This is a genomic window from Brevundimonas sp. ALps5 (genome assembly GCF_058681645.1).
The window spans coordinates 3,580,075-3,595,030 of sequence record NZ_CM178744.1 but is presented as its reverse complement, the minus strand read 5'-3'; the positions used below and the strand labels follow the sequence as shown (position 1 = coordinate 3,595,030).

Sequence of the window (14,956 nt, the reverse complement as noted above, 5' to 3'; positions counted from 1 at the left end):
TAATGATTACAACGTCCTCCCCCGGCATCATGGCGACCCGAGGTTCAAAGCCAGTCATTGAACTCTTCTTGGCGGTCTCCACGAATTTCGGATGAGGCCACAGCCATCGAGGCCAATAGTCTTCAGCGGACCTCTCGGAACCAGTGTTAGGCCCGCCGCAGAACCAGCAGCCCTCCTTCATCATGGCTGTCTTGCGCTCACCCCCGATGGTCGGAGCTGTTGCCAAACCAGCCCCTCGCGCTTTGGTCTGATCCATACCTCAAGCCTATTAGAATCCCGTGCCAGGGGAGCCTCGAAACGGTATCACGCCGAGATCTCTCAGTCGCTCTTCAGTCCTGCCCTCAGCAGCGTCTGCGGTTTCGCCTGCGCGGTTCCACACCGCTGACGTTTTGGCAACAATCTCTCCCGTTCCATGGCGTCAGATATTCGGGAGCAATCGCATGGCCTGCCTTTCGGTTCGGATGAAAGACGCGCGCGGGCATGGCGTAGTCGCGAATCCAATCTTCCTCACTTCAAGCATCGAGAATTTGGTCCAAGGCAGCGTCATTACCTTCGAGGTCATGGAGCAGGACGCGGGATCCCTGAACGCCTTGGTCAATGAGCCTGAGCTCTATTCCTTGGGCACAGAGGTCGCGTTCTTTGGGAAACTCCGATCACTGGAAGCCAAGCCCGCGACCGTGTCGGCCTTGGCGATCCTCGGAAGGCCGACCTTGCACGCCACAATTGATGTCTTCGTCGAAAGCGGCAGCGTCCAATGAGGCTTGCTCCGCATTAGGTCACAGATCGGTCTTCAGTCCTGCTCTCAGCAGCGTCTGCGGTTTCGCCTGTGCGTCCCGGCGCGCCGCGTCCCCGGCGGTGATCTGGACGAAGCGGAAGCCGCGGCGGTTCAGTTCGTCCAGCAGGCCCGGCAGGGCGGCGATCATGGCCGGATGGGTCTCGTGGATGATCAGGACGCCGCCGTCGCTCTCGGCCATGTTCGCGAGGGTCCGGCGGGTGATGGCCTCGGCGCCGATGCCGCGCCAGTCGTCCGTGCCGCCCTCGGCGCCCACGACGGCGATTCCCTCGTCGCTGAGCCAGTTTCTGAGCCCCGGGCTGTCTCCGAGCCCCGGGAAGCGGAAGAAGGGCTCTACCTGGCCCGGAGCGGCGTTTTCGACGGCCAGGAAGCCACGCCTGATCTCCGCCTGGGCCGTCTCCCTGCCCCACCAGGCCAGACGCGTCGGATGCGACCAGCTGTGGCTGCCCACATTATGTCCGCGGCGGACAGCGTCGCGGACGATGTCGGGCCTCAGGGCCGCGTACTGTCCCACATAGAAGAAGGTCCCGCGCAGGCACCGGGATTCGAGAATCGCCATGACCGCCTGCGACCCGCGCGGATCAGGGCCGTCGTCGACGGTGATGGCGATGGTCTTCGGCCCCAGAGGCGTGCGCCGGTACTGCAGATTTCCATAGGCGCCGGGCGTGGTCAGGACGACCTGTTCGATCTTGCCGGGGAAGTTGGGCGCCGTCGGGCACGGTCCCACGGCCTGGGGCGCGCTGATCGCCTGCACCGGACGCGGCGCGGGCGGCAGGAACCAGGCCCCCACGGCCACCAGAACAATCAGAAACAGCCGCACGCCGAGCCCCCGCCCGTGACCAGACGGGCTTTGTGGCCCATCGCACGCGGGTTGACGAGAGGGTTAACGTGAAAGGCGAGCGGCTGTGTCGGCTGCGCCTCTGCAAGCCCTAGTGGACCGCCAGTTCCTCGGCCGGATGGACGAAGGCGGGCTGGCCGCTGACGTCGGCATAGACCATGCACAGGTCCTCGAAGACGCGGTTCCAGGCGAAGCGCTCGACCGTATGGACCCGGGCCGCGGCGCCGATGGCCTCGATGTCGCGCGCGAACAGGGCCTCGATGGCGGCGGCGTATTCGGTCGGATCGGCCGAAGCAGCCAGCTGGCCGACCTCATTGGTGACAGTCTCCGCCACGCCGCCGGCGTTGACGCCCACGACGGGCCGGCCGCAGGCCATGGCCTCCAGCACGATCAGGCCGAAGGGCTCCTTGTCGTTGGCGTGGACGAAGGCGTCGCAGCTGGCGATGATCCGCGCCACGGCCTTGGGGTCCTTCTCATACGGCAGGGCGATGACGCGGTCCTCGGCGGGCATCCCCTGCCCGGCCCCGACCAGCACCAGATGATAGGGATCACCCAGCTTCTGGACCGCCTCGATCAGCACATCGATGTTCTTCTCGCGCGCCGGACGGCCGGCGAAGCACAGCAGGCGGGCGCTGGCGGGCAGGCCCAGCTTCTTCAGGAGCCAGTCGCGGTCGCGGCGGTCGGGGCGGAAGGTGTCGATCTCCACGCCCAGGGGCCGGATGACGATATTGCCGACCCCGGCCTCTTCCAGACGGCGGGCGATGAATTTGCTGGGCGAGACGACGCGGTCGAACTGGCCGAACAACCGGGCCCAACGCTTCTCGACCGGCTTTTTGGCCCATTCGCCGAAATGCAGGGCGGCCAAACCAGCGGGATCGGAGTGGCAGAAGCCGACGACCGGGCAGCCGGCCCTCTGACCCGCCTCCAGCGCGCCCTGACCGGGCGTGTAGGGATCGCCGGCCTCGATGATGGCGGGCTTCATGGAGGCGACCCAGGCGCCCCAGCGCTTGACCGAGGACGGCCAGCGATAGCCGTCGCCGAACGGTAGCTTGGTCGCCCGCAGCTTGATGATTCCGTCGGCGCCCGCGTCATGGCGCGCGCCGGGCACGACCAGCGAATGGGCGACGCCGGGCCGATTCTCGGCCAGCCACAGCTTCTTGGATTCCAGATAGCGCTTCACCCCGCCCGAGCGGGGCGCATAGAGCATGGTGGTGTCGACCAGACGCGGACGCGGATCCTCCGCCGAGGCCTTGAGGATCCTGAGCGTCTCGGCGACCTCTTCGTCCCACCCGGGGATCAGACGCAGGTCGGCTTCGGTGACGTCGAGATCGATCAGGCTCATTGAAGATTTCTCCGCTCGCTTGGACCGGGCAACGCGCGGCGTGCGAGTTTGGATGCGGGCGGCTTTTTTACGCGGGACCATGAAACGCCCCTAGACCCGCTCAACGCCAAGCTCAAGAGGTCATGCGGGATCGTCAGGCCCCGGATCGTTCCCGGTCGTGGGGATGCCGCGACGCAGCAAGGCCTCTCGCAGCAGGACCTCGACCTGGGCGTTGACCGAGCGCAATTCGGCGGCCGCCAGACGTTCGACGGCCGCCATCACGCCCGGAGAGGCGCGCATCAGGAAGGGCTTGCGCGGCTTGGCCGCCATCAGCCGTACAGGGTGCCGGTGTTGACCACGGGCTGGGCCTCGCGGTCCGCGCACAGCACGACCAGCAGGTTGGAGACCATGGCCGCCTTGCGGTCCTCGTCCAGATCGATGACGCCGCGCGCGCTCAGATCCTCAAGCGCGGTCTCGACCATGCCCACCGCGCCGGTGACGATCAGGCGACGGGCCGCAAGGATGGCCTCGGCCTGCTGACGCCGCAGCATGGCGCCGGCGATCTCGGGGGCGTAGGCCAGGTGGGCCAGGCGCGCCTCGTCGACCACCACGCCCGCCACGCCGCAGCGCTTGGCCAGTTCGTCGCGCAGCCGGGCGGCGACATCCTCGGCGTCGGCGCGCAGGGTCAGCTCCTGATCCACGCCCTCGACCTGTTCGCCGTGGTCGTAGGCGTAGTGGGACGCGATGTCGCGCAGGCCGGTGTCGACCTGGATGTTCACGAAGGCCTGATAGTCGTCGACGTCGAACAGGGCCTGGGCCGAATCCGACACCCTCCAGACGACGTTGGCCGCGATCTCCACCGGATTGCCGCGCTTGTCGTTCACCTTCAGCTTGTCGCTGGTGATGTTTCGCGCCCGCAAGGAAATCTTCTTGCGGCTGTACCAGGGCAGAACCCAGCGCAAACCGGTGTGGCGGTCCGTGCCGCGATAGTCGCCGAACAACAGGATGGCCGTCGCCTCATTGGGCTGCAGCGAATAGAGGCCGCACAGGATCAGCAGGCCGACGACCGCCGCGGACAGGCCGAAGACGACCGAGCCGACCTCCTCGCCATGCGATGCCGCCCCGTTTGCGCCCGCGAAACCGAGCAAGGGTCCGCCGACGATAAGGGCCAGGCCGAGCAGCAGCATCAGCACGCCGTTGGTGGTGGCGGCCGGCCGCTCGGATGAGGTGGAATGGGTGGTCATGATTCAGATCCCTCCGATATTCGTTATCGAAGTGATATCACTTTGATCGCGTCACTGACAAGCAGCATCGTTGCGAGATGCTTTCAAAGACGTCGTTCTGGCCTTGCAATCGCCTCAAATTCGAGAAACTTGAGGCAAGCTCGCGGACGCCCTGTTACAGGGTCGCGACAATCGTGCGCGTGTGTGTCCACAGGGGTTCCTACCGAATGCGTAAACTGCTCGCGACCGCTGCGGCGCTCGCTCCGCTGATGGTCGCCACCGGCGTTCAGGCGGAGGTCGTCGTTTCGACGACTCGCACCACCCCGATCCAGACCTCGAACGCGACCGGTTCGGCCGCCGACAACATCCGCTTCGCCTCGGGCGGCGGAACGAATCTGTCGTCCGGCACGGCCGTGACCATCGATTCGAACAACACGCTGATCATCGACAGCGGCGCGGCCGTGAATATCGAGAACGCCGCCGACAACTCGGTCGGGATTCAGGTCAACGGCGGGGTCTCGACGACCATCACCATCGCCGGCCAGGTCCTGGTCAACGACAGCATCAACACCTATCCGGACACCGACAACGACGGCGACCTGGATGGTCCTTGGGCGACGGGCACGGGCAAGTACGGCTTGCGTCTGTCCGGCGCGGGCGCTGTGACCGGCAACATCGAGATCCAGAGCTCGGGCGTTATCCAGGTCGAAGGCAACAACTCCTACGGCGTCGCGATCAACACGCCGCTGATCGGCAACCTTAATGCCTTCGGCAACATCAACATCGTCGGCGACAACTCCGTGGGTCTGAAGACCACGGGGTCGGTGACAGGCAACGTCAACATCGACGGCGCCATCACGGCCACCGGCGGCGGCGTGTCCGGCGCCGTGTTCGAGGGCGACGTTTCCGGGCGGCTGACGATCCAGGGCGCGGTGACCGCGACCGGCTATCGCTACACGGCCCTGGGAACCGACGCCTTCGTGGCCGGTCTGGAGGCGGAAGACAAGCTGCAGGGCGGCTCGGCGGTCGTGGTGGCGAGCAATGTGGGCAACGGACTGGTGTTCGACACCGCCCCGGTCGATGCGGACGCCAACAACGCCGACGAAGACGCCGACGGTCGACCCGACGCGTCCGAGGGCACGGCGAACATCACCGTCTACGGCGGCGCGCCGGCGGTCACCATCGGGTCCGCGACGCGGTCCATCAGCATCGGCGTGGCCGGCACGGGCGACGCCGCCTATGGCCTGATCAACAAGGGCCAGCTGGTCGGCAACGGCGTCTATGACGGCGTGGCGGCCCACGCCCTGCAAATCGGCGGCAACGCCGGCCAGACCGTCAACATCGCGGGCGGTATCCGCAACGACGGCACGATGGCCATCATCTCGCTGAAAGCCGACGGCACCGCGGTGCGCCTCGGTTCCGGGACCACGACGCCGACCCTGCTGAACAACGGCTTCATCACGGCCGCCGGTTCGACCTCCCTGGCCAGCAGCCTGGAGGCCGTGCGGATCGACGCCGGCGCCAGCCTGTCGTCCTTCACCAACAACGGCTCAATCCTGGCCAGCGCCGCGGGCGGCACGGCCAATCTGACCGCCATCCACGATCTCAGCGGCACCCTGACGAACATCGTCAACACGGGCTCGCTTCAGGCCAATCTGTCGCCGAACGACGCGGGCGACGCCATGACCGGCTCCGCGACCGCCATCGACGTGCGCGCCAACACGACCGGGGTGACGATCACCCAGTTCGGCGTGCTGGCCGGTACGGGCAGCACCGCGACCGACACCGACGGCGACGGCGTCGCCGACGCCGACGAACCCATCATGTACGGCAACGTCCTGCTGGGTTCGGGCGCCGACTCGGTCAACATCCAGAACGGCGTCTTCGTCGGCGACATCGCCTTCGGGGCCGGGGCCGACGCCCTGAACGTCACAGGCGGCGCGATCGTGCGCGGCGCCCTGTCGGACACCGACGGCCTGCTCAACGTCAACGTCGCCAACGGCACCCTGGAAGCCCGCCAGACCAACCAGCTGAACGTCACCGGCCTGAACGTCGGCTCGACGGGCACCCTGCTGGTCTCGCTGGATCCGGCGGCGGGCCTGACGGCCGGCGGTTTCAAGGTCAACGGCACGGCCACGGTCGCCACCGGCGCCACCCTGGGCATCCGGTTCACCTCGCTGCTGCAGGCGCCGCAGCGCTTCACCCTGATCCACGCCGACACCCTGAACTACGGCACGGTCAACCCGGCCGGGGTGCAGGACAACTCCCCCTATCTGTTCGTGGTCTCGGCCGGCGCCAATGTCGCCGCCGGCGACGTCTATATCGACGCCCGCCGCCGCACCGCCTCCGAGATCGGGATGATCGGGGTCGAGGCCTCCGCCTTTGACACGGTCTACAACGGCCTGGCCGCCAACTCGGCCCTGCAGAGCGCCTTCCTGTCCGAAACGACGCGCGACGGCCTGATGAACCTGTATGAGCAGACCCTGCCCGACCACTCGGGCGGTCCCCTGCTCTCCCTGGCCAGCGGCGTCGACGCCGTGACCCGCGCCCTGACCGGCCGCAACGCCTCCGCCGGCGTCGGCGAGACCAGCGCCTGGGTCCAGGAAATCAACTTCTACGCCGACAAGGACAAGACCGACACCTACGGCTTCCGCTCGGAAGGCTTCGGCGTCGCCGGCGGCGTCGAGGCCGGCACCAGCCTGGGCGCCGTGGGCGTCTCGGTCGCCTTCACCTCCTCCGACATCAAGGATCCCGAGGCCGAGGCCCAGGAAGTCCTGTCCGCCAGCCTGGTCGAGATGGGCCTCTACTGGCGCGCCCAGGGCCAGTACTGGACCACCTGGGCCCGCGCAGCGGCCGGCTACGCCACCTTCAAGGCCGACCGGGCCCTGGTCGGCGACGGCCTGTATCTGAACAACCAGTCGGAATGGAACGGCTATACCCTGGCCGCGGCCGGCGGAGCCTCCTACGAGCGGACCTTCGGCCGCCTGAACGTCCGCCCGGAAGTCTACGGCGAGTTCTTCAGCCTGCATGAGGGCTCGCGCACCGAAAGCGGCGGCGGCGACGGCTTCGACCTGAACGTCGACGCGCGCGACGGCCATATCCTGAGCGGTGTGGCGGCGGTCAACATCGGCTACGGCTTCGGCTCCAACGGCTGGATCCGCCCCGAGCTGCGCCTCGGCTGGCGTCAGAACTTCTCGGTCGATCCGGGCCAGACCATCGCCCGCTTCGCCTCGGGCGGCTCGTCCTTCACCCTGGATCCGACCGACATCCAGGGCGGCGGCTTCATCGCCGGCTTCCACCTGGCCGTCGGCAACGAGCTGGGCAAGCTGAGCATCAACGCCGACGCCGAGATGCTGGAAGACTACGTCCGCTACACCCTGCTGCTGCGGGCCAGCTTCCGGTTCTGATCCGAAGCCTCCGCACCAAACGCGAAAAGGCCGCCGGATCGCTCCGGCGGCCTTTGTCGTTTGGAGCGGTGGTAGGCGGCGACGGGTTCGAACCGCCGACCCTCTCGGTGGTTCTCGTCATCGCCCAGATCCGGGCCAGAGCCTTTCATCCCTTCCTCTACTGGGCGACCATCATCGCCTCGACCACCGCGGGCACAACCCTGGCCGACTTCGCGACGCGGTCGCTGGGCATCGGCTATACGGGAGGCTCGGCCCTGTTGCTGACCGCCGTCCTGGTCTCGCTGGCGGCCTGGCGGTTCACTCTCGGCGCGATCTCGTCGGATCTGATCGCCTCGCCGAAGGCCGAACTCTTCTACTGGGTCACCATCACCCTGTCGCAGACCCTGGGCACGGCGCTCGGCGACTGGACGGCGGACACCGGCGGCCTCGGCTATGTCGGGGCGGCGGCGATCTTCGGCGCGCTGCTGGCCGTCGTGGCGGGGCTTGCCCTGTGGCCCCGCATCAACCGCGTCATCCTGTTCTGGGCCGCCTTCATCCTGACCCGGCCGCTGGGCGCGGTCGTCGGCGACTTCCTCGACAAGCCCCTCGACCATGGCGGCCTGGCCCTCAGCCGGCCCATCGCCTCGGCCGTCCTGGCCGTCGCCATCATCGCCCTCATATGCATCCTGCCGCAGAGGGCGGGACGGCGTGACGGCGGCGATGCCGCCGTCACGGCCTGACCTGCGCTGCTCGCTATGCCCTTCGAATTGTCATGACCAAAGACCCACAGTTTGGCCGATCCGTGCGCTGGATGTCGCGTCTGGAGCGGCCGCTCCTGGCGGTCCTCGCCCTGATCGCCGGCGCCATCTGGGCCTTCCTCTATCTGGCTGACGAGGTGAAGGAGGGATCGACCGCTGCGCTCGACCGGTCGATCCTGCTCTGGTTCCGTCACGGCCAGACCCTCCAGCCGCTCGGCCCCCGTTGGCTTCAGGAGACCGAGCGGGATTTCACCGCCCGCGGCGGGTTCACCATCCTCACGCGGATCACCGTCTTCGCCGTGGTCATGTTGCTGATCACGGACGGTGGATCCAGGCCGCGATCTACTTCGCCACCGTCTGCGCCGCGCAGATCCTGTCCGAGGTGGTCAAGGCGGTCGTCGCCCATCCCCGCCCCGACATCGTCCCCCAGCTCGATCTGACTTATTCGAGCAGCTTTCCCAGCGGCCATGCCATGATGGCGCCAGCGCAGACTTCGCAGAAGCGCTCCCGGCGCCAAGGCGAGACGTCAGCGAGGCGGCGCCGTGGCGGGAGAGGGAACGCGTTTGACGCGACAGGAGGAACGCCGGCCATCGATGCGGCAGCGGTTGACCACGTGACCGTCCACGTCGCGGATCGTCGCGGCCCACGAGCGGACGCCGCGCCGCTCCAGGGTCATATAGCCGAAGCCGTCGACCCACGAGCTGAACTGCTCGACCACCGACCCCATCCCCGCGCTCGCCCCCTCGGGCAGGGTCTCCGGGAGCGGCACCTTGTCTTCCAGCGTGCCCGAGAAACCGGTCACGAACTGGCTCGGATGCGCTGACGAGAAGCTCGCCTGTTCGAACAGGTGGACATGGCCCGCCAGAAGCACGTCGACGCTGTCCGGCAGCCCCCCGCCATCGGGCGCGCCGATCACCGACTGGATGGCGCCATTGCCGGGCTGAAGGGTCATGATCCCGTTCTTGTCGTCGGCGGAGATGCTGAGGACGGGATAGTGGTCGAGCGCGAAGGTGAAGCGGGCCTGACGGCCGAGGCGGTCCAGCTCGGCGAAGGACTGGCGGATATTGGCCCGGCGCGGGTCGTCGGTCGCCAGCGCCCTGCCGCCGATGCCCGAGAGATCCATCACCACGACCTGGGCGCCGCCGCCCAGCGGCACCGCGAAGGGCGCACTGTAATCGCCGGTCGCATCGTCGGCGGCGCGGTCGCAGGTCTGGTTGGCGACCGGCGGACGGGGATCGATGAAGCGCCACCAGCCCTGACCGCCCCGCGCGCAGCTCTCGTGATTGCCCCGCGTCATGATCCACGGCGCGGCGGCCAGAAGCGGCGCCGCCGGGTCGAAGAAATCGGCCTTCCAGGCGTCATAGCCGAAGCCCCAGGGCGTCCCGGCGCATCCGGCCTCGCTGTCAGGGCACGGGTTCTCGCGATAGAGCAGATCGCCCACATGGATGACCGCGTCCGGACGCCACGCCGCGGCCCGGGCCGAGATGCGGGCGAAGGGATAGGCGGCCGGATCGTTGCAGGGCTGATACGCCGCGTCCGTAGCCTTGAGCCGGCAGCCGGTGTCCCCGATGACCACGATCCGGTTCAGACGCGCGCGCGGCAGAGGCAGACGATGGCCGTCGACCGTGGCGCTGCGCGTCCCGGTCGGCAGGGCCAGTTCGCACGTCAGCACCGGAAAGGCCGAAGGCTTCGAAAACTCGACCGCCGACGCCGTCGGACGCTGGGCCACCGTGCCCGGCTCGCGCCGCACGGTCATGGGAAGATCGCGGCGATCCGCCCGGACGGTCGGGCAATGGTCCGCCTCCGTCAGCACCCGCGCCACCGGCCTCCCCTCCTCGCCGAGGATCACATAGGCGGTCGAGGCGAAGGCCGGCAACGGCGCCAGACCACAGACCCCCGCCATCACAGTCACGAGGAGGGATCGATACGACAGGGTCATGAGCGGCGCCGGAAAAAAGGGAAACGGGGACGCGCCTGCGCGCGCCCCCTCAAGCAGACGTGGCGGACTAGAAGTTAGCCTTGAGGCTGACCTGGAAATTCCGCTCCGGCTGGAAATAATACTGGTCGTACGGCGTGGTCTTGCCAGGTTTGATGGCGGTCACTTCCTGGCTGTCGAAGACGTTGTAGACGGCCGCTTCCAGACGATAGCGGTCGAAGCTCAAGGTCGCGGTCAGATCGGCCGAGTTGTAGCCGTCGATGTGATAGGCGGCCGGTTCGCCTTCGCTGGCCCAGGACTCGCCGGTGTACTTGTCGATGAAGGACACCGTTAGGCCGTTGTGCGCGTCATAGATGACGCCGGCCGCGGCGGTGGTGGTCGGGGCCTGGGCGATCTGCAGATTACCGACCACGCCGAGCTGGGTGTTGCCCTTGGTCTCGGCGCTGTTCAGCGAGCCGTTGGCGAACACGAACAGCGAGTCCATCGCCTGGACGGTCAGCTGACCCTCGATCCCCTTGTAGATCGCCCCGCCGAGGTTGAACGATTCCGTCTCGCCCGTGGTCGCGTTGAACGCGGTCTGGATCTTGTTGTTGAAGTCCACATAGTAGACGTCGGCGTCGAACGAGAACCGGTCGCCGTGGAAGACCGTACCCAGCTGATAGTTGGTCGAGGTCTGCGGCTGCAGGTCCGACAGGTTGGGCTTGGCCACCTGGGTCGAGCTGATGTCCGGCACCAGGAAGCCTGTGGCGTACTGGCCATAGACCGACCAGTTGTCCTGCAATGCGTAACGCGCGGTCAGGAAGGTCAGGGTCTTCTCGAAGGTCTTGCCGCCGTGGAAAGGCTCGCGGGACTTCTGGTTGACCTCGGAGTCGACGCGCAGGTCGAAGTTCACGTACTTCAGGCCCGGGGTGATCGTCAGGCGCGGCGTGACGTTCCATTGCACGTCGATGAAGGGCTCGGTCTGGTTCCAGCCGGAATACTGCAGATACTCCAGCGTCTGGGGCACGCCGGCGAGGACCTTCTGGCGATAATCGGGACCGCCCGTCGTCGCGTCATAGTCGATACGCGAGCGCGGGCCGGTGTCGGCATGCTCCCACCACAGCCCCGCCCGGATCTCGCCGAACGGCACGGTCTGGGTCAGGTTCAGGGTGTCGCCCCAGATGCGATAGACGTTCAGCTTCTGATAGCCGGGGATATGGCCGTTCACCGTCGGTTTGCCGCCCGGCGTCAGAGTGATCTGCAACCCCTTCTTCGCGGCGATATCCGCCGGAGACAGGGTGACGTCCAGGGCCGATTCCGTGTCGTTCTTGTAGTAGTAGCTATAGACCGTGTTCTTCAGCGACAGGCTGTCGGTCAGGTCGCCGGCGAGACGCGCATAGTTGAAGTAGGTGTGCTTCTCGACGCTGTTGTAACCGTACCAGGTCGGCAGGTTGGGATCGTCGGTGAGGGCGAAATTCTTGCCGTACAGATCGACCTGCGCAAGGGTCGCGCCGGCGCTGTCGTTGGTGTGGATGCGGGTGTAGTTCCACGCGCCGAACACGGTCAGGTCCCAGCTGCCCATCAGCGGGAAAACGCCGCGGACCATCTGGTTGCTGGCCACCGCATCGTTGTGGGTCAGATAGCCGTCGGTCTGCATTTCCTGGAAGTTGAACAGGATATGGGCGCCGTTGAGCTGGTCGATGTCGCCGGTGTTCAGTTTGGTGACCGACATCATCGTGTTCCACGATCCGTAGGTCAGGGACTGGGAGCCGCCTCGGTCGTGGCTGACCTCGGGCGAGAACAGGTTGATCGAGCCGCCGAAGCTGGCCTGGCCGAGCTGGCTGGCCTCGCCGGGACCGCGATCGACGATCACGGCGCCGATGGTCGAGGACGGGAAGAAGGAGGTCGAGTGGTGGGTCGGGCCGTTGGCGTCGCCCCACGGGATGCCGTCGTAGGTGATGTTGTACTCACCGTCCTTGAAGCCCCGCAGGGTGGTCTTGGCCTCGCCCAGACCCGGACCGTTGAACGAGGTGCCGGAGACGCTGGGCGCCAGGTTGACGATCTGGGTGTAGTCCGCCGTGGCGGGAATGAATTGGTCGATGGCCTTGCGGTCGATGATCGATTGCGGCTGGGTCGCGTTCAGCGAGGCCTGGACGGGCGAGGACAGCGGACGGCTGGCGACGCCCGTAACCACGACGTCCTCGACGCGCGAGCTGTAGTCGGGGTTTTCCGGGTCGCCGGTCACCGGCGTGGTCGGCCCGTCGGGCCCGGTCGGCTCGGCCGCCGCGGCGCCCGCCGCCAGGCCGGCCAGGGTCAGCACCGCAAGCGCGGACACAGTGGTCCGGAAGCCGGTCTTCGAAAGGTATCGCATGAATTTTGCCCCATCTGTCCGTCTGACACCGGAGGGGGACGTTTTCGCCTCTGCCCCCCGACCTGACGAAGTCGGCGGCTAGGGCGCGGCGAGGGCCGGCTCAAATGAAGGATTCACGCACCAAAGACGACAATTCAGTAACGCCGTTTGTGGTTCTTGATTTCATTACGATTCCGCCGGATCTATATTCAGATCACGGATCATTTCTGAAACATTGTCTTTTCCCAATGTGACCAGCGGCGCGATTTTCGCGCTGGTTAATCTTGGGATGCGTCCGGAACATTCGTCGCGAAGCGCAGACGAACGCACAGGCCCGGATCGGCGTTTTCCAGCCGCATTTCGCCCCCGTGAAGACGAGCGACCGCGGCGACGATCGGCAGGCCGAGGCCCGAGCCCGGCGTCGTGCGTGCGGGATCCAGCCGGCCGAACGGCCGCAGAGCGGCCTCGCGGCGAGCCTCGGCGATCCCCTGACCATGGTCCCGGACGCAGAGTTCGACGAAGCCACGCCCTGCGGAGACGGTGACCATGGTGGGACTGCGTCCATGGCGCAGCGCGTTTTCCATCAGATTCGACAGGGCCTGGACCAGCAGCTCGGCGTCACCGGTCATCGGACAGGGCTCCGGCGCCTCGAGCAGGACGGCCCCGCCCGCCGCCTCGATATCCGCCCGCCAGGCGTCCACGACATCGGCGGCGACCTCGTCCAGCGCCAGCGACGCGAACCGTTCGCGGGCGGCGCCGGCCCTGATCTCGGCGAGCCGCAGCATGGCGTCGAACACCGCAAGGGCTGCGGCGAGGCCTGTCCGGGCACCGTCGATCGCCGCATCACGCGCTTCGGCGGTGGTCGCAGTGCGGGCAAGCTCCAGCCTTTGACGAACGTGGGACAGAGGGGTTCGCAGATCGTGCGCGACCTCCGCCGACACCTGCCGGAGCGCGCCGACGAGGTGGTTGATCTGATCCAGGGCGTGGTTCACCCCCCTTGAAAGGTCGTCCATGTCCGTCCGCGCCGTGGATCCCACGTCGATGCGAGCGGACAGATCGCCGGCGGCGACGCGGTCAAGCGCGGCGTTGATCCGGTTCATCCGTGACAGGGCGCGGCGGGTCAGCAGCAGGCCCAGCAACAGGCTCACAAGGAGCGCCAGCCCGTCCCACACGAACAGGGTTCTGAGGAGATTTCGCCGCAACGCCTCGGCCCTGTCCATGTCCTCGGCGACGGTGAAAACGGAACCGTCCGGCAGAAGGCCCGTGAAAGCCAGCAACTGGCCCTTGTCAGTCGAATGGCCGACAATGCCGGCCTCGGCCACCGTTCGCAAACCGGGCTCGAGTCGGGGCAGTTCGCCAGTGGACGAGCCCCCGCCGCCGGGAGGGTGCAGACCGTATTCGAAGGCGCCCGGCAGTCGCGTTCGAGCGGCCACGACCGAAGCGGCCCGGTCTGCTCCCCCTGCTCCGATGTCGCTGACGACGGCGTCGTATTCCATCAGGACGTGATCCCGGGCGTCGGCGAGCGCGACATTGCGGGTGACGAACCAGCCGCCGACGCTGGCCCCGACGAGCGCCGTCGCCAGAACCGCCATCTGAAGCAGGAACAGACGAAAGGCGGTGGAGCGGAACCAGAGGCTAGCCGACGAAGGCGGCATAGCCTTCTCCCCTGACCGTATGGATCAACGGCCGGTCGCCGCCCCGGTCGATCTTGCTGCGCAGCCGACTGATATGGCTTTCGACGAGGTTGGTGCCCGGATCGAAATTGAAGCGCCAGATCTTCTCCAGCAGCATGGACCGTGTCACCACCCGCGGCGTCTCGAGAAGAAGCAGCTCGAGCAGCTGGAACTCTCGGTGCTGCAGGTCGACCGGATCGCCGCCGCGCGAAACGGTTCGGGCCAGCCGGTCCAGAACGAGGTCGAGCAGGACGAGCCGGGTCTGGGTCTCCGCCTCTCCCCGGCGAGCCAAGGCGGCGATGCGGGCCGCCAGTTCGGGCAGCTCGAAGGGTTTGACCAGATAGTCATCGGCCCCGCCCTCCAGGCCTTCGACTCGGTCCTCGACCAGGCCGAGCGCAGTCAACATGAGGACTGGAATGCGATGACCGCCGGCCCTCAGCGTGCGAACGGCCGTGAGGCCATCAATGCCGGGCAACATCCGGTCGATCACCACGATATCAAAGCCCCCGCCCAGGGCCCGGGCCAGACCGCCGTCGCCGGTAGCCTCGACCTCAACCTCATGCCCCCGGACGTTCAGGCCGGCCGTGACATAGGTCTGGGTCTCGACATCATCCTCGATCAACAGAACGCGCATCGTCTCCCCGGGGCGCGAGTTTGGCCCGATCTCAAAGGACAAGCCGCACACGCGCTGTCAACCGA

General features: G+C 67.1%; 12 protein-coding genes and 1 pseudogene. 5 read left to right on the top strand and 8 right to left on the bottom strand.

Annotated elements, in window-relative coordinates; translation table 11 throughout:
• Nucleotides 1–440 precede the first annotated feature (440 nt).
• Nucleotides 441–758 (top strand): hypothetical protein, encoded by a 318-nt coding sequence (locus tag ACW172_RS17105; RefSeq protein WP_492032635.1) that lies wholly within the window; start codon nt 441–443, stop codon nt 756–758.
• An 18-nt stretch (nt 759–776) separates the two neighbouring features.
• Here ACW172_RS17105 and ACW172_RS17100 read toward each other — a convergent pair whose 3' ends face one another.
• The 4 genes from ACW172_RS17100 to ACW172_RS17085 form a co-directional block, all read right to left on the bottom strand.
• On the bottom strand, nt 777–1,613 hold the full coding sequence (locus tag ACW172_RS17100; protein ID WP_492032634.1) for a polysaccharide deacetylase family protein: 837 nt from the start codon (nt 1,611–1,613) through the stop codon (nt 777–779).
• A gap of 109 nt (nt 1,614–1,722) precedes the next feature.
• On the bottom strand, nt 1,723–2,973 hold the full coding sequence (locus ACW172_RS17095; protein WP_492032633.1) for a glycosyltransferase: 1,251 nt from the start codon (nt 2,971–2,973) through the stop codon (nt 1,723–1,725).
• Between the two features lie 120 nt (nt 2,974–3,093).
• On the bottom strand, nt 3,094–3,282 hold the full coding sequence (locus tag ACW172_RS17090; RefSeq protein ID WP_492032632.1) for a type II toxin-antitoxin system antitoxin: 189 nt from the start codon (nt 3,280–3,282) through the stop codon (nt 3,094–3,096).
• Complete coding sequence (locus ACW172_RS17085) at nt 3,282–4,196, bottom strand: SPFH domain-containing protein (RefSeq protein ID WP_492032631.1); 915 nt, start codon at nt 4,194–4,196, stop codon at nt 3,282–3,284. The genes ACW172_RS17090 and ACW172_RS17085 overlap by 1 nt, the downstream gene beginning before the upstream one ends.
• 206 nt (nt 4,197–4,402) lie before the next feature.
• Between ACW172_RS17085 and ACW172_RS17080 the strand changes: the two genes are divergently transcribed.
• The 4 genes from ACW172_RS17080 to ACW172_RS17065 all read left to right on the top strand — a co-directional run bounded on the left by ACW172_RS17080 (nt 4,403) and on the right by ACW172_RS17065 (nt 9,142).
• Nucleotides 4,403–7,582, top strand: a complete 3,180-nt coding sequence (locus ACW172_RS17080; RefSeq protein ID WP_492032630.1) for an autotransporter outer membrane beta-barrel domain-containing protein — start codon at nt 4,403–4,405, stop codon at nt 7,580–7,582.
• 68 nt (nt 7,583–7,650) lie between these two features.
• Nucleotides 7,651–8,301, top strand: coding sequence for a COG4705 family protein (locus ACW172_RS17075; RefSeq protein WP_492032629.1), 651 nt, complete (start codon nt 7,651–7,653; stop codon nt 8,299–8,301).
• A gap of 32 nt (nt 8,302–8,333) precedes the next feature.
• Entirely contained in the window at nt 8,334–8,759 is a 426-nt protein-coding gene (locus ACW172_RS17070) for a hypothetical protein (protein ID WP_492032628.1), read from the top strand.
• Nucleotides 8,702–9,142, top strand: coding sequence for a hypothetical protein (locus ACW172_RS17065; RefSeq protein WP_492035001.1), 441 nt, complete (start codon nt 8,702–8,704; stop codon nt 9,140–9,142). The genes ACW172_RS17070 and ACW172_RS17065 overlap by 58 nt, the downstream gene beginning before the upstream one ends.
• Nucleotides 9,143–9,226: 84 nt before the next feature.
• Here the strand turns inward: ACW172_RS17065 and ACW172_RS17060 are convergent.
• The 4 genes and pseudogenes from ACW172_RS17060 to ACW172_RS17045 form a co-directional block, all read right to left on the bottom strand.
• A pseudogene (locus ACW172_RS17060) lies at nt 9,227–10,075 on the bottom strand (metallophosphoesterase); the annotation flags it as partial.
• A gap of 250 nt (nt 10,076–10,325) precedes the next feature.
• Nucleotides 10,326–12,605 (bottom strand): TonB-dependent receptor, encoded by a 2,280-nt coding sequence (locus tag ACW172_RS17055; RefSeq protein WP_492032627.1) that lies wholly within the window; start codon nt 12,603–12,605, stop codon nt 10,326–10,328.
• Nucleotides 12,606–12,862: 257 nt separating this feature from the next.
• Entirely contained in the window at nt 12,863–14,239 is a 1,377-nt protein-coding gene (locus ACW172_RS17050; RefSeq protein WP_492032626.1) for a sensor histidine kinase, read from the bottom strand.
• Complete coding sequence (locus ACW172_RS17045) at nt 14,220–14,891, bottom strand: winged helix-turn-helix domain-containing protein (protein WP_492032625.1); 672 nt, start codon at nt 14,889–14,891, stop codon at nt 14,220–14,222. The genes ACW172_RS17050 and ACW172_RS17045 overlap by 20 nt, the downstream gene beginning before the upstream one ends.
• Nucleotides 14,892–14,956: the final 65 nt, after the last annotated feature.

What these genes read in the sequence shown, in the direction of transcription:
- ACW172_RS17105 (WP_492032635.1), top strand. Translation starts at nt 441, where the DNA reads ATGGCCTGCCTTTCGGTTCGGATGAAAGACGCGCGCGGGCATGGCGTA.
- ACW172_RS17095 (WP_492032633.1), bottom strand. Translation starts at nt 2,973, where the DNA reads ATGAGCCTGATCGATCTCGACGTCACCGAAGCCGACCTGCGTCTGATC.
- ACW172_RS17090 (WP_492032632.1), bottom strand. Translation starts at nt 3,282, where the DNA reads ATGGCGGCCAAGCCGCGCAAGCCCTTCCTGATGCGCGCCTCTCCGGGC.
- ACW172_RS17085 (WP_492032631.1), bottom strand. Translation starts at nt 4,196, where the DNA reads ATGACCACCCATTCCACCTCATCCGAGCGGCCGGCCGCCACCACCAAC.
- ACW172_RS17080 (WP_492032630.1), top strand. Translation starts at nt 4,403, where the DNA reads ATGCGTAAACTGCTCGCGACCGCTGCGGCGCTCGCTCCGCTGATGGTC.
- ACW172_RS17070 (WP_492032628.1), top strand. Translation starts at nt 8,334, where the DNA reads ATGACCAAAGACCCACAGTTTGGCCGATCCGTGCGCTGGATGTCGCGT.
- ACW172_RS17055 (WP_492032627.1), bottom strand. Translation starts at nt 12,605, where the DNA reads ATGCGATACCTTTCGAAGACCGGCTTCCGGACCACTGTGTCCGCGCTT.
- ACW172_RS17050 (WP_492032626.1), bottom strand. Translation starts at nt 14,239, where the DNA reads ATGCCGCCTTCGTCGGCTAGCCTCTGGTTCCGCTCCACCGCCTTTCGT.
- ACW172_RS17045 (WP_492032625.1), bottom strand. Translation starts at nt 14,891, where the DNA reads ATGCGCGTTCTGTTGATCGAGGATGATGTCGAGACCCAGACCTATGTC.